Here is a 13676-nt window from a genome sequence, read left to right on the forward strand (position 1 = left end):
GGCGCTCCTCAGCTTAAAGCGTAATAATACGAAGCTCTTCCTTTGGTGCCGGAAGCTCTACTGGGATAGGCTCGCCGCCGGCTGCAGGCATGACGTATAATACGGATTGGCTATGGATAAAACGGTTTAAGCCTGTCATAAAATACAAGCGGTCACCCGCGGCCACAGGCCGATAGACATAGTCTGCCAACGAGGTAAGCTGCTTCTCCGTTTTCGTCACAGGATTGTATACGAACAGCTCATCTTTAGAAGATCCGCCTCCCCCGGATTGGACTTCTGACTGGTAGTACAGCAGTGTCTGCTCCTTGTTCCATGCAAAATCGGATATGCTCCCATTGCGACTGAGGGAAATGGCGGTACCGGAACCACTGCCGCTTCCTAGAGTAAATTCCCTGATCTGCTGTGCGGACTGGTTGTTGGGCTGGGAATTGTTCGGGAACGCAAGATAGAAAGATTGTCCATCCGGTGCGACTTTCAATGATTGGATACGTGTGCTTTCAAGCTGTGTATGTCTGACCGGAACGCTGGCATTCAACTGTATCTGATAGACATCAAAGCTGGTCGAGCTTCTGGTTTCATAGAAAGACACAGATTTTTTGGTCTCTGCCTGCAGGAAAAATACGGATTTTCCATCAGGTGCGAACTCTATCTCCGAAATCGAATGGTCTACGTTAATCAAGTTGCTTAGCTTGCCTGACTGCAAGTCCAGCACTTTGATCGCGCTTACCACGTTGTCATTGTCATCAACAAGGTTTGGACGCAATAACCCGGTCTGCCCCCAGGTCTCTATAAATGCCAATTTGGTCCCGTCAGCCGAGAAAGCGGGATCCAGCAGACTTCCGCCGGAAGTATACAATTCCCGGCCGTCCGGCTGTTCCGAATTGTGCGGGTTGTACAACAACAGGGTATCAGCAGCGACATAGGCAATATCACCTGTTGGGGATGCATCATATTCACCGGAAAGATGGGGCATCGTGCTTGAATCTGCGGTGGTGGCGTTAGCGGGTGCTGTTCCAGCAGCAGCTAGTGTTAAGACTAAAGAAATGAAGAAAGTAAATCCGAGGCGTGAGTAAAATGAGTAAAAGTCCATATAAACTCCTTTGGTATGATTTTCCTCCATTATACCTTCTATATGAGACCGAAGCTAGAGAGGGGCGAAGCAAGTATGACAAGAGAGTATCGTTACTATCAAATCGATTCGTTTACCAAAGATAGGTTTGCCGGGAATCCAGCCGGTGTTGTTGTCAACGCCGAGGGTCTATCGGATGCCGAAATGCAGCAAATCGCAAGGGAGGTGAACAATTCGGAAACGGCTTTTATATTTGCATCCGGCCATCCCGATTATGATGTTCACATCCGTTTCTTCACGCCCATAGTGGAGGTGCCGATTTGCGGCCATGCGACCATAGCAGCTCATTATGCACGGGCAACCGAACTGCAGTTGGAATCGACAAGGATATTACACAAAACCGGGGCAGGCATCCTGCCTGTCGATATCGTTCGCGAGAGTCATGATTATAAAATCGTGATGGAGCAAGGGGGCATAAATTTTGGTCCTGCCATTGAGGGCGAGAATAAAGCGCAACTTTTAAATGCTCTGAAATTATCGGAAGACGATCTAATAGCTCATGCTCCAGTGCAAATCGTTTCTACGGGGCACTCGAAAGTAATGATCCCATTAAAAAACAAGGACAAAATGAATCAAATCGATCCTAACTATGGGGCACTATCGCAGTTGAGCAAGTCCATCGGATGCAATGGGTACTATGTTTTTACGTTGGCTGCGGGAAATGACGATGTTCTGGTGGATGGCAGGATGTTCGCGCCTGCAATCGGTATCAACGAGGATCCGGTGACAGGTAATGCTAACGGTCCGTTAGGTCCTTATCTGATTCGACATCAACTTGTCCAATCTTCAGAGCCCTCGCTTTTTCGTTTTCGGAGCAGGCAGGGAGAGGCTATGGGAAGACCCGGAACCGTCGAGGTGGAAGTTCTACTGAACGAAGGCATACCTGTTTCCGTCCGTATAGCAGGTCATGCCGTCATCGTTTATCAAGCAAAGTTCGTATTTTAGCATCCTTCCATATTCGCTGAACAGTTGAAGAAGCTGTTCAGGAGATTTTCTCTAAGGGTAAGCTTGGCCTAAACACACAAGGGAGGCGCTGAACATGATAGAATTTGAACGTTTGCATCACGTAAGCTTGGCAGTAAGAGATCTTGCAAGAGCAAAGAAGTTTTATTCGGAGATGCTGGGTTTCCCGGAAATCGAACGGCCACCGTTCCGGTCCAAAGGAGTATGGTATGCCGTAGGCGCGGATCAACAGCTGCATCTGCTGGAGCATCCGCCGGGGGAGACGCTGCGCACCAAAGGCATCGATACGACGGACGGCCATTTTGCTATCTGGGTGAAGAGCCATTCAAAGACTGTCGCCTGGCTGGAGAGCATTGGCGTCAACTACGAGGCGCGTCCCGATAGCGTGGCCGGGTTTGCACAGATTTTTATCCTGGACCCGGATCACAACATTATTGAGTTCGGTGCGCCATATAACAGTTAACAGCAGCAACAAAGCATGGAAAATGTCCCTCTATCCGTGGGCGATTTCTTTGTTCCTGAAATGGGATAGGGGATACACTTGTGATCTAATTTTGACAAATAAGGCAGCAACGACCCGCAATTACGAGTCATTGCTGCCTTTCACTGTGTCTTTAAACGATTGATTTCCAGCTCATTTTTCGAGGTTTTTAAAAAAGTAAACTCAACATCTTTCTGCATGCTATCCAGTTTTGTATTCATGATTTGCAGCAAAGCTAAGGTATCATCCGGCTGCTCGGAGGCGAGCAAATCCAATTTATTATGCAGACCACTAATTTCCTGCTTCATCTCGGTCGTATCCTGCTTCAAATCGGTCAACTCTTGCTTCACGCTGACCATGTCCTGTTTCAAATCGGACAATTCTTGCTTCACGCCGACCATATCCTGTTTCAAATCGGTTAAATCCTGCTTCATATCCGTTATTTCTTGTTGGAGAGGTTTGAGTTTAGCGTCTAAAACGCCCTCAAGCATTTTGAAAATTTGCTCTGCTTCCATAGTCGAATCACTCCCTTAAGAGTATTATAGCAGCCGTTGTTTGATGGAGGAACCCATAATAGTAGATTGCCTATAATCGCATCCAACGGGATAGGCAAGTAAAATGTTCCTTCTTGAGCAAAGGCAGAAGAATATTTTGTAATCGCTATCAATTAATCTCGTGTATATTTATTTGTGAGATCACGAGACTTGAGAGGGCGAAGCCGATGGGGGAAAGATGGAAAAACCTGAATACACTACGCAATCAGATTTTTATCGGATTTTTCTTCGTTATGGTGATCATGATCGGGGTGACGGGGGCATTCATTTACAATAGAGTATCTTATATTTTGAAAAATAACGCCGAGCGGCACATCCAGCAGACAGCGGTGCAGGCCAACGGGCGTCTGGATGCCTTGATCGGGCAAATTGACAGCCTGACGGAGCAGGTGGCCAATCACCAGGGAGTGCAGCAATTGCTGCTGGAGGAGCTGGGCGGCCGGAAGGTTACGTTCAGTCAGCGGCAGTCCCTGCTGCAGATCATGTTCAGCTACCAGGCCTATATGCCCAGCGTCGGATCACTGGAGCTATATGATGCCGACGGCACCTTACTCTTTCCGCTGCGGGAAGGGACCTTGGACAGCCGGATTGACCGCAGTTATATCGCGGAGGCCAATCGGCAGAAAGGGCGCCTGGTCTGGATCGGCACCGATCCGCATGACCCGCAATCGCTGCTGGCCATCCGTCAGGTCAGCTTGCTGGAACGTTGGTTTTCGCGCGGTGGATATCTGATTGCCCGTGTACAGCGCAGCTACTTCCAATTGAATGATCCCATGACCGGAAGCGGCAGCGGGGAGTCCATCTTGCTGGTGGACGAAAAAGGGGAGCTTGTGGGCAACAGAGGGTTCCCTGCAGTCGATCTTTTGCCCCTTTTAAACAGCAGCGGCCAGACGGTGAAATTCAGGGACCGGGAATATGTCAAAGTAGAGCAGTACTCGGACAGAACGAACTGGACATTGCTGGTGCTGACACCGGTAAGCTTTGTGACGGAAGGCCTTTCGGTGCTCAGGACGATTATGCTCGTCTCCTGTGTTATCGGCACCTTGCTATTCCTGATGATGTCCTTTCTCCTGTCCACGATGATTACCCGGCCGATCAGCCGCCTGATCCGGGTGATGCGCAAATCACGCCCTGCCGCGCTGGCTCTGCAGCCTGAGTCGCCCGCCGCGCTGGAACTGAGAGAGCTGAACCATACGTACAATGCCATGATCGCCAATATTAATGAGTTAATCCGGGTGGTATACGAGAAAGAAGTGCTGCAGAGTCGCACCGAGTTGAAGGCTTTGCAGGCACAAATCAATCCGCATTTCCTGTTTAATACGCTGGAGGCCTTTAACTGGTCTTTGCAGGAAAAAGGGGAGGAAGAACTGGCCGGACTGATGGTGTCCCTGTCCAGGCTGTTCCGTTATACCATTGATCAACAGGGCAGGGACGGATGGGTAACCATTGGTGAGGAAACAGAGCACATCAGGCGGTATTTTCAGATTATGGAGATGAGGCTGGGTGAACGGCTGTCATGGCGGATGGATTTGTTACCGGAATTGGTCACAGTGCCTGTGCCCAAACTGCTCATTCAGCCGATCGTCGAAAATGCGGTTCTTCATGGTGTCGAAAGCAGCAGAGGCAACGGAGTTATCGAGGTGCGGATCGAACATTCTGTGCGGCAGGGCTGGACAAGAGTTGCGGTATCGGATAACGGCCCGGGCATGGATCGTGATACATATGCAGCATTATACAGAGCGCTGCAGGGAGGGCCGTCTGTTGCCGGGAAAGGTACCGGCATGGGACTGGCAAATGTGCAGCAGCGGTTAAAGCTGTATTATGCGGGGGCAGGCACAACGATTGAAGGCCTGCGGATCGTCAGCTCACCCGGCGCAGGTACGATGATTTCATTTGACATTCCTAATGAAAATGGAGGCGGCGGGCATGGAACTGACGCTAAAAACGATATTGGTCGTGGATGACGAGCCGCGTACCCGGCAGGGCATCAAGCAGACGCTGGAGGCCGCAGGCAGAGGGGGATACCGGATCGAAACGGCGGAGAACGGGGTGGAGGCCTTGGATAAGCTGCGGCAGCAGGTCTTTCACCTGCTGATTACGGATGTCCGTCTGCCCGAGATCAGCGGCCTGGACCTGATCCGCTCCCTGGATGGTCATGTACGCAAGCCGTGTATTGTGGTCATTTCCGGATATGCGGAATTTGATTATGTGCAGCAGGCTTTGCGTCTGGGCGCCGTCAATTATTTGCTGAAGCCGATTGACAAGCAGGAGCTGCTGAAGGCGGCCGGTGAGGCGCTCAGACTTGAGGAGGAGCGGGAGCTGCATGAAAAGCTGGAGAAGCTGGTGGACCCTGCATTGCTGAAGGCTAACCGCAGGGAAGCGACTATGAGCGAGCCGGTAAAAGAAGCGCTGGATTATATCAAAGAGCACATCCACGAACCGTTAACGATGGCGGATATGGCGGCACGTCTTCATCTGAATGCCAGCTATTTCAGCGTGCTTTTTAAAGAACAGACAGGGACGCCCTTCAGTGAATATGTATCCCGGCTGCGGATTCAGCGTGCCAAGGAGCTGCTGCTGCAAACCCGGCTCTCGGTGACGGAAATCGGCAGCCGGGTGGGGTACCGAACGGATAAATATTTTATTAAAGTGTTCAAGGAGCTGGAGACAGTAAGCCCAAGCCGGTACAGACAACAGATGGCGGACCGTCCGGAAGAAATCCAATAATAATGGAGTTATTGCCAATAGCTGTGGTCTGTGAGTGGCGGGCACCCGGTGCTAAAATGGTTTTTGATAGCGGTTACATTTAAAAGCTTGTAGTCACACTGGGGGAGGATTTGGGAATGTCCAAAAACAAAGTGTTTGCAGGGTTTATCGTTATGCTTGCATTGATGCTGGTACTGTCCGGATGCGGTGGAGCGGGAGGAAATGCCGGGGACGGCGATTCGCAGGCTGGCGGCGGCGGAGAAAAAATTACGCTCAACATGATGCATCTATGGCCAGCCGGCAGCTCGGCACAGCAGAATAAGCTGGTCAACCAGATTATCGAACAGTATCAGAAGGATCATCCGAATGTGGTCATCAAGCAGGAGGTTCTGGAAAACGAGCAGTACAAAAACAAGCTGAAGGTGCTGTCCGCCTCCAACAAGCTACCGGATATCGGCATTACGTGGGCGGCCGGATTTATGGAGCCTTACGTGAAAGGCGGTCTGTTCACACCGCTGGATGACCTGCTGAACGGAGCACAGCTCAAGGACAAGTTTGTGGCGGGAACGACGGAAGCTTACGCCGTGGACGGCAAAACCTATGCGCTGCCCATCGAGCTGAACATTTCACCTATTTATTATAACAAGGCCATCTTTGAAAAATATAACCTTCAAGTGCCCACGACCTACGATGAATTCAAGCAGGTTGTGCAGACGCTTGCCGGCAATGGTGTCGCACCGATCGCGCTCGGCAACAAAGACCGCTGGACCGGATCGCTCTGGTATATGTATCTGGCTGACCGCATTGCCGGGAACGAAGCGCTGGCCAAGGCCATCGACGGCACCGGCTCGTTCGAAGATCCGGGTCTCGTGCAGGCGGCAGCTGAAATTCAAAGCCTGGTGGATATGAATGCGTTTAACAAAGGCTTTAACGGACTGTCCAACGATGAAGGCAAATCGGAGTTTATGAACGGGAAAGCAGCCATGTATCTGATGGGCACGTGGGAGCTGCCGAATTTTACGACCAACCCGGATATCCCGCAGGAATTTAAGGACTCCATCGGTTTCTTCAAGTTCCCGACCGTGAACGGTGGCAAAGGCAATGTCAACAGTTGGGTGGGCGGTCCCGGCGTGGGATTGTTCGTAGCAGAAAACTCCAAGGTGAAGGAAGAAGCGAAGGCGTTTGTGGAATATTTTGTGGCAAAATGGGGCGAACAATCCGTGACGGATGCGGGTGTCATCCCGGCGACCAAGGTGGACACCTCGAAAGGAAATCTGCCGCAGCTGTATGTGGAACTGTTGAACGAACTGAACAATGCCAGCAGCATTACGTTGTTCGCGGATGTGAAGATGAAGCCGAATGCGGCGCAGGTGCATCTGAACATGATTCAGGCCTTGTTTGGCAAAGCGGTCACGCCGCAGCAGTTTGCAGCGGAGCACAAGCAGGCGGTGGAGAAAGGCAATTGACCGCGCCCGGAAATAGAGGAGGACCCGAGCCGTGAATAAAGTCATGTCCAATAAATTCATCATCGCCCTGTACGTGCTGCCGTCCCTGCTTTTGCTGCTGGCCGTCATCTACGTTCCCATCGTACTGACAGGCTACTACGGGCTGAACGAATGGGATGGTATCTCTCCCATGTCCTTTGTCGGGCTGGATAATTACAAAGATCTGTTGGCGGATACCGCCTTCTGGCAGAGTGCGTACCATTCGCTGCTGCTGGCCCTGTTTTCCGGCATCAGCTTGATCGGGTACCTGCTGATTGCGCTCGTGCTGTCAGGCAAAATCAAAGGCGCCAACCTGCTGCGTAAAATTTATCTCATTCCAATGCTGCTGTCTTCGGTGGCGATTGCGCAACTGTGGATGAAAATATATCATCCCACCAATGGAGTGCTGAACACGGTGCTGATGTCTATAGGCATTCCAAATCCGCCAGCCTGGCTGGCGGAGCCCTCTATCGTGCTGTTCGCGCTGTTTATTCCAATCATTTGGCAGTATGCGGGGTTTTATATTCTCATTTTTTATGCCGGGCTCAAAAATATCCCGGAATCGCTCATTGAGGCGGCGCGGATTGACGGGGCTAATCCACTGCAAATCGCGCTGCGCATCAAGCTTCCGCTCGTGAGTGAGGTCATTAAGGTGACCGTAGTATTATCGTTTGTCGGGTCTTTGAAGTACTTTGACCTGATTTATGTCATGACCGACGGCGGCCCGAACGGGGCCAGTGAAGTGATGGCGTCCTATATGTATCATCAGGCCTTCCGCGGCTTTGATTTCGGCTATGGGAGTGCTGTCGCATTTTTTCTGCTGCTCATCTGTCTGGCCGCAACATTTGTGATCCGCAAGGTGACGGCGACCAAGGATACGATTCAGTATTCATAGGCGGAAAGGAGGGAGGGATCGTTTATGAAATCAGGAACGATGATGCAGCATGCGCTGAAGCGGCAGGTGGGGGGCAGTTGGGGATTATGGAGCCGGGCTGGATATGCTTTACTGTACGTTATTCTCATTGCCGCAGCCGTCCTGCAGCTTGCGCCGTTAATCTGGCTGCTGCTGTTTTCCCTGAAAAACAATCAGGAAGTGTTCAACATGCCGCCCTTTGCCATCCCGCCGCAGCCACATTGGGATAATTATGCCAAGGTATGGTCGAACGGCAATATAGGCAATTATTTCATGAACAGCGTCTGGATTACGGTCGTGTCGCTTGTGCTTACGGTACTGCTGGCCAGCTTTGTCACCTTTGCGGTCACACGTATGAGATGGAAGGGCAGTTCCTTCGTGCTGGGGCTGTTTATGGTCGGGCTGATGATTCCGGTCCATTCCACGCTGATTCCATTGTTCAGTATGTTCCAGAAGCTGAATTTAACGGATAATCCGTTATCTGTGATCCTTTCTTACGTCGCTTTTAATCTGCCGACCACAATCATGATATTGCTCGGATTCTATTACGTTTTGCCGGGAGAAGTGGAGGAGGCGGCAGTGATGGACGGCTGCTCCGTGAACCGGATGTTTTTCCGGATTGTGCTGCCGATGACCTCTTCCGTCATGGCGACCACGGCGATCATCAACATGATCTATAATTGGAATGAATTTATTTTTGTAAATACCTTTATCAGCTCGGATCAGTACAAAACGCTGACAGTCGGTGTGCAAAATTTCATCGGCCAGTATACGACAGACTGGGGAGCCATCGGCGCCACGCTCATGATCAGCATCCTGCCCATTCTACTGGTGTTCCTCATCCTGAGCGACCGCATTGTCGAAGGCATCGCGGCAGGCTCGGTTAAAGGTTAGCGTGATCCAATCGGATGAACTCAACGGACGCACTCAAGGAACGGATGGATGAAGTTGTAATACTGACGAGGAGCTCTCTGGCTTGCAGCCAAGGGCTCTTTTTGCGTTAAAGTCGCATTTGCGGTATATAGTTAGATTTACATAACATTTATCTTGACCGAAATTAGTTCGACGTCGTATTATGGGATGGCGAATATGTTTGAAAGGAGTGTGGCAATGAACTTTGAGGCCAACCGCAAACGTGATGAAGTGGATGTGCGGGTACGGAAGCTGGCGGAACATTTTCCACAATTAGAAGCGAGAAGCCTGCGTACCATGATGTTTTATTTACAGACAACTCATGGAGTATTTAATGAAATAAGCGGAAAATTGTCCGAGCATGGCCTTTCGGTCGGCAAAATGAAGATTTTGATGCCCTTGTTTGTGTATAGAAAATCCTTGACTCCGTCGGAGCTGGCTGCTTATTCAGGGGTTACGCGCTCCACGATGACCAGTGTGATTGACGGTCTTGAACGTGATGGTTTAATCAAACGGGCCAGCCTGAATGATCGCAGAATGACCGCCATTCACCTGACCGAGAAGGGTGTGGAGCTTATAAATACTACGGTGCCTACGTATGCTTCCTTGGTTGCAGGTATCATGCAGGATTTTACAGAGGAGGATCATGAGACATTAGTGAGACTTCTGCATAAGCTTAGCGACGGGTTGGAAAGGTTCAAAAATAATTGAGCTTTTCTTTCTCATATAGTTCGATGCCGTACTATATGAGGTCTTATAAACTATTTTTTTACGAGGAGAATAGATATGTTGAGGAAATTTATCCCTTATATTTTGTTGATCGTCGCCCTGGGTGCGGGCGGGATTTTAATGGCGATGAGCGGCAAGGATGCAGTAAGTATGGCTGCACAGGAGAAAGACACGCTGCTCGCTGCAGATACGGTGAACGCCTCTTTTCAGGGAGTGAGCGGCAAGGTAGACGCTATTCAGGTCAAGGAAGAGCAGCAGGTCAAAAAGGGCGATGTGCTCATGACCCTGGACCCGGTGGACAAAGAGTTGGAGATCGCAAAGCTGCAATCACAAATTGCCCAGATGGACGTGCAAATCGCACAAGCCAAGGGTTCACTGAATGTGCAGGCAGATAAAATCACAGAGTCGGAAAAGCAGGCCCAGCTTGACATTCAGGCTGCACAAACAGCCGAAACTCAGGTGAATAAAGGGGCGCGGGCCGAGGATATTCAGCAGCAGCAACTGGCCGTGGCCTCGGCGAAGCAATCTGCAGAGAATGCCTTGACGGCTGTGGAGACAGCCAAGCAAAACGTCGAAATCGCCAAAAAGACGGTCACGTCCCGGCAGAAGTCACTTGAGCTGGCCCAGACGAGCTATAACCGGGTCAAAGCGTTAAAAGAGAGCGGTGTCGCCAGCCAGGCAGAACTGGACAAAGCCCAGAATGAGCTGGATTCAGCCAAAATCGCGCTCGAAACGGCACAGGATCAGCTCGAAATTGCCAATGCGTCGGTAGCAACAGCGTCCAAACAGGCGAGTATCGCGCAAAATACGGTTTCACAGCAGCAGACCGCTTTGCAGAAGATGCAGGCCGGAGCCACCGCCGAGGAGCGTGAGCAGGCCCGTCTCAAGACCGAGAAGGCCAAAGAAGCGTTAACGCAAACCTCTAAATCCAGGGATGAGGTCGAGAACGGCGAATACAATGTGAATGTCCTGACCAAGCAAAAGGAAGCTTTGCAGGTTCAACTGAAATCGCTGCAGTTGCAGCGTGACCGCACGGTGCTGAAGGCTCCTGTAGACGGCAAAGTGACGCGGGTTGTACCGAAGCTGGGAGAGAATGTATCTGCAGGCTCCTCGGTTGTCATGATCGAAACGGATGATTTGTATTATGATCTCTATGTGGGAGAAGCGGATGTCGCCGGCTTCCAGGCCGGGTCCAAAGTAACCTCACACATTGTGGCTTTGGATCAGGATGTTGATGGTACGGTGGAGTACATTACTTCTGCTCCTCAATATACCAATATGAGAATGAGCCGTGACAAAGGCCAAGCAGATACCAGTTCATTTCAGGTCCGTGTGCAGGTGCCGCGTACTGAAAATCTGCTGCCAGGAATGACGGTGGAGGTACAAGTGCATGAAAGCGCTGATTGATGAATGGAAGCATATGCTTGGCGGCAAGAGCGTTTTTATTTTGCTGCTTGTGCCTATCGTTGTTGCTGCAGTGTTCGGTTATGTTTTTAAGAATAGCCAGATCAATGAAGCGCCGGTTGCTGTAATTGATCTGGACCATAGCGCCTACAGCAGCCAGTTGATGACCAAGCTGGACGCCTCCCAGTATATCCATGTCAAAAGAGTATTTGAAAATGATACCGATCCGGATATGCTGCTCTATAACGAACAGTTTTCCGCAGTCATCTATCTGCCCGACGGGTTGGAAGCCAACAGACTGCAGGGAAAACAAAGCAATATCGGTCTTTATGTGGACAATACCGTTGCACAGGCCACAGCCAGCTTGCGTACAGGTGTCACGGAAGTGATCACAGCGGAGAATGCCGTGCTTGCTGCCGGGAGCTTGAAGGCCTCTGGTTTGACCGACAGCCAGATTTCAGGCATGACCTCTAATATGGTGGTGCAGCAGCGGCTGCTGTATAATCCGACCAACAGCACGATGATGAGCTCGGTGATGGGCTTTGTGAATACGGTGATGCTGTCCTTGATCGGCGGTGCTGCATTGGCCATCGTTCCCCGGCTGCGGTCAGAGGGGCGTCTGCGGGAGGAAATGAATCATCCTGTCGGAATTCTGCTGCGGGTACTGCCGTACGCATTGGTCGGGTGCATCTCGTTCTTCCTGTCCATAGGTTTGATCAAGCAGCTTGGCGGGTTAAGGTTTGAAGCCGGTCTGCTCGACATGCTGATTCCGTTTATGCTGTATACGACAACACTCAGCCTGTTTGCGATGGCGGTTGGCTGGAGTGCTCCTACTCCGGAGAAAGCATCCGGCAGAATCATGCTGCTGATGATGCCCTCCTTCCTGCTCAGCGGAGCGCAACTGCCGGTCGCCATGCTCCCTGGTCCGCTGCAGGTGGTCAGCAACATCCTGCCCTTGACCTGGCATTTCAAATTTCTGCGGGGGATGGGATTCAGAGGCGGCGAGCTTCGTTACTTTATTCAAGAATTGGGAGGTATCCTCATATTACTCAGCGCTTTTGCAGCAATCATTCTAGTCTTGATGGCAGTTGAAAAAAGGAAGCTGAGCAAATTGGAAGCCAAGGGGGATGAGGCGCCGCTCCCACAGCAGCAGACTCTGGCTCATTCCTAAAGGAAAAAACGATATGACATTTGTCATACTCCAGTATTGACGTTTGCGACTACCCCCACCGGATGCTTTTATCTATGATAGATACAGAGTCATAGAGTGCATCCGGTGGTTTAAAAAAACGGCAGCGCTTGCGACAATATGGAGGAGGAATCACGCATGAGCCGAAATGACATCCTGTCCAGTCTGAAAAAGAAAGTTGCCCCTTATGAACAAATTAATGAGAAGTCGAGTTTATTCCAGCTTGCGAACACCCTTATACCCTTGATCGTGCTTTGGTATGCGGCTTATTTAAGCCTTGCCGTATCCTATTGGCTCACACTCCCCATTACGATCCTCGCGGCCGGTTTTGTGGTACGCACGTTCATTATCTTCCACGACTGCGGTCATCAGTCCTTCTTCAAAAGCCGTCGTGCCAATGATATTCTGGGCACCATTACAGGCATTATTACACTTTGTCCATATGTGCAATGGAAGAACACACATGCGATCCATCACGCGACGAGCAGCAACCTGGATAAAAGAGGAACAGGCGACATGTGGGTGCTCACGGTTGAGGAATATGCACAGGCTTCTTTCTGGACACGTGTAGCCTATCGGGTGTACCGTAATCCGTTTGTCATGTTTGTTGCCGGGCCAGTGTATGTGTTTCTGTTTTCATACCGGTTTAACCGCAAAGGAGCCAAACGCAAAGAGAAAATAAACACCTACATCACCAATGTTTCCATTGTTGTTCTATACGCCCTGTTATGCTGGGCGATCGGCTGGCAGTCCTTCGTGCTGGTGCAGGTGCCAATCTTTTTTGTATCAGGTATGCTGGGCATCTGGTTGTTTTATGTGCAGCATCAGTTTGAGGAATCGTATTTTGAGCATGATGAAGAATGGAGCTATGTGAACGCGGCGGTGGAAGGAAGCTCTTATTATAAATTGCCGAAGCCTTTGCAATGGATCACAGGTAATATTGGCTTCCATCATGTTCACCATTTGAGCCCGAAAGTACCAAATTACAATTTGGAAAAGGCCCATCATGCCGCGCCTCCGCTGCAAAAAGCGACGACCATCACCATTCGGACAAGTCTGCAATCGCTCCGCTTCCGGCTGTGGGATGAGGAGAGGAAGACTTTTGTAGGCTACAGCAATGTGAAACGGAAAGCACATCATCACGATGCTGCGGCTAATCGGTTAATTACCAAACCTAATGTTCAGGGCGAATAATCCTCCGCCGAGATTGTG

Annotated in this window: 13 protein-coding genes; 11 read left to right on the forward strand and 2 right to left on the reverse strand. The window is 50.6% G+C overall.

The genetic code is table 11. From position 1 onward, the window contains the following. Window positions 1-13: 13 nt before the first annotated feature. A complete protein-coding gene (locus ACE5LO_RS10475; RefSeq protein WP_375519971.1) occupies window positions 14-1090 on the reverse strand; it encodes a hypothetical protein in 1077 nt (358 codons plus the stop codon). A gap of 75 nt (window positions 1091-1165) precedes the next feature. Here ACE5LO_RS10475 and ACE5LO_RS10480 point away from each other — a divergent pair, with 75 nt between their 5' ends. Together ACE5LO_RS10480 and ACE5LO_RS10485 are read left to right on the forward strand one after the other, a co-directional pair. Continuing rightward, complete coding sequence (locus ACE5LO_RS10480) at window positions 1166-2074, forward strand: PhzF family isomerase (protein WP_375519972.1); 909 nt, start codon at window positions 1166-1168, stop codon at window positions 2072-2074. Between the two features lie 94 nt (window positions 2075-2168). After that, window positions 2169-2555 carry a VOC family protein gene (locus ACE5LO_RS10485; RefSeq protein ID WP_375519973.1) on the forward strand — a complete coding sequence of 129 codons (387 nt, stop codon included), beginning with the start codon at window positions 2169-2171 and terminating at the stop codon, window positions 2553-2555. Window positions 2556-2695: 140 nt separating this feature from the next. On the opposite strand, the gene ACE5LO_RS10490 is transcribed toward ACE5LO_RS10485, so the two are convergent. Continuing rightward, window positions 2696-3088: a hypothetical protein gene (locus ACE5LO_RS10490; protein ID WP_375519974.1), complete on the reverse strand. Its 393-nt coding sequence runs from the start codon at window positions 3086-3088 to the stop codon at window positions 2696-2698. A gap of 206 nt (window positions 3089-3294) precedes the next feature. Here ACE5LO_RS10490 and ACE5LO_RS10495 point away from each other — a divergent pair, with 206 nt between their 5' ends. The 9 genes from ACE5LO_RS10495 to desA all read left to right on the forward strand — a co-directional run bounded on the left by ACE5LO_RS10495 (window position 3295) and on the right by desA (window position 13658). Then, window positions 3295-5091 (forward strand): cache domain-containing sensor histidine kinase, encoded by a 1797-nt coding sequence (locus ACE5LO_RS10495; protein WP_375519975.1) that lies wholly within the window; start codon window positions 3295-3297, stop codon window positions 5089-5091. Continuing rightward, complete coding sequence (locus tag ACE5LO_RS10500; RefSeq protein WP_375519976.1) at window positions 5054-5854, forward strand: response regulator; 801 nt, start codon at window positions 5054-5056, stop codon at window positions 5852-5854. The genes ACE5LO_RS10495 and ACE5LO_RS10500 overlap by 38 nt, the downstream gene beginning before the upstream one ends. A gap of 116 nt (window positions 5855-5970) precedes the next feature. Next, window positions 5971-7299: an extracellular solute-binding protein gene (locus ACE5LO_RS10505; protein WP_375519977.1), complete on the forward strand. Its 1329-nt coding sequence runs from the start codon at window positions 5971-5973 to the stop codon at window positions 7297-7299. A 31-nt stretch (window positions 7300-7330) separates the two neighbouring features. After that, window positions 7331-8212 (forward strand): carbohydrate ABC transporter permease, encoded by an 882-nt coding sequence (locus tag ACE5LO_RS10510; protein WP_375519978.1) that lies wholly within the window; start codon window positions 7331-7333, stop codon window positions 8210-8212. A gap of 39 nt (window positions 8213-8251) precedes the next feature. Continuing rightward, complete coding sequence (locus ACE5LO_RS10515; RefSeq protein WP_375520099.1) at window positions 8252-9124, forward strand: carbohydrate ABC transporter permease; 873 nt, start codon at window positions 8252-8254, stop codon at window positions 9122-9124. A gap of 216 nt (window positions 9125-9340) precedes the next feature. Continuing rightward, entirely contained in the window at window positions 9341-9853 is a 513-nt protein-coding gene (locus ACE5LO_RS10520; protein WP_375519979.1) for a MarR family winged helix-turn-helix transcriptional regulator, read from the forward strand. A gap of 75 nt (window positions 9854-9928) precedes the next feature. Then, a complete protein-coding gene (locus tag ACE5LO_RS10525; RefSeq protein WP_375519980.1) occupies window positions 9929-11278 on the forward strand; it encodes an HlyD family secretion protein in 1350 nt (449 codons plus the stop codon). Then, window positions 11262-12446 (forward strand): ABC transporter permease, encoded by a 1185-nt coding sequence (locus tag ACE5LO_RS10530; protein WP_375519981.1) that lies wholly within the window; start codon window positions 11262-11264, stop codon window positions 12444-12446. Before ACE5LO_RS10525 ends, ACE5LO_RS10530 begins: the two co-directional genes overlap by 17 nt. Window positions 12447-12602: 156 nt before the next feature. After that, on the forward strand, window positions 12603-13658 hold the full coding sequence (gene desA / locus ACE5LO_RS10535) for a Delta(5) desaturase DesA (RefSeq protein WP_375519982.1): 1056 nt from the start codon (window positions 12603-12605) through the stop codon (window positions 13656-13658). The last annotated feature ends 18 nt before the right edge of the window (window positions 13659-13676 follow it).

The organism is Paenibacillus medicaginis (assembly GCF_042138635.1).
Taxonomy (GTDB): domain Bacteria; phylum Bacillota; class Bacilli; order Paenibacillales; family Paenibacillaceae; genus Paenibacillus; species Paenibacillus medicaginis.

Excerpts from the sequence above, each read along its gene's own strand:
- ACE5LO_RS10475 (WP_375519971.1), bottom strand. The coding sequence starts at position 1,090 with ATGGACTTTTACTCATTTTACTCACGCCTCGGATTTACTTTCTTCATT.
- ACE5LO_RS10480 (WP_375519972.1), top strand. The coding sequence starts at position 1,166 with ATGACAAGAGAGTATCGTTACTATCAAATCGATTCGTTTACCAAAGAT.
- ACE5LO_RS10485 (WP_375519973.1), top strand. The coding sequence starts at position 2,169 with ATGATAGAATTTGAACGTTTGCATCACGTAAGCTTGGCAGTAAGAGAT.
- ACE5LO_RS10490 (WP_375519974.1), bottom strand. The coding sequence starts at position 3,088 with ATGGAAGCAGAGCAAATTTTCAAAATGCTTGAGGGCGTTTTAGACGCT.
- ACE5LO_RS10495 (WP_375519975.1), top strand. The coding sequence starts at position 3,295 with ATGGGGGAAAGATGGAAAAACCTGAATACACTACGCAATCAGATTTTT.
- ACE5LO_RS10500 (WP_375519976.1), top strand. The coding sequence starts at position 5,054 with ATGGAACTGACGCTAAAAACGATATTGGTCGTGGATGACGAGCCGCGT.
- ACE5LO_RS10505 (WP_375519977.1), top strand. The coding sequence starts at position 5,971 with ATGTCCAAAAACAAAGTGTTTGCAGGGTTTATCGTTATGCTTGCATTG.
- ACE5LO_RS10515 (WP_375520099.1), top strand. The coding sequence starts at position 8,252 with ATGATGCAGCATGCGCTGAAGCGGCAGGTGGGGGGCAGTTGGGGATTA.
- ACE5LO_RS10520 (WP_375519979.1), top strand. The coding sequence starts at position 9,341 with ATGAACTTTGAGGCCAACCGCAAACGTGATGAAGTGGATGTGCGGGTA.
- ACE5LO_RS10525 (WP_375519980.1), top strand. The coding sequence starts at position 9,929 with ATGTTGAGGAAATTTATCCCTTATATTTTGTTGATCGTCGCCCTGGGT.
- ACE5LO_RS10530 (WP_375519981.1), top strand. The coding sequence starts at position 11,262 with ATGAAAGCGCTGATTGATGAATGGAAGCATATGCTTGGCGGCAAGAGC.
- desA (WP_375519982.1), top strand. The coding sequence starts at position 12,603 with ATGAGCCGAAATGACATCCTGTCCAGTCTGAAAAAGAAAGTTGCCCCT.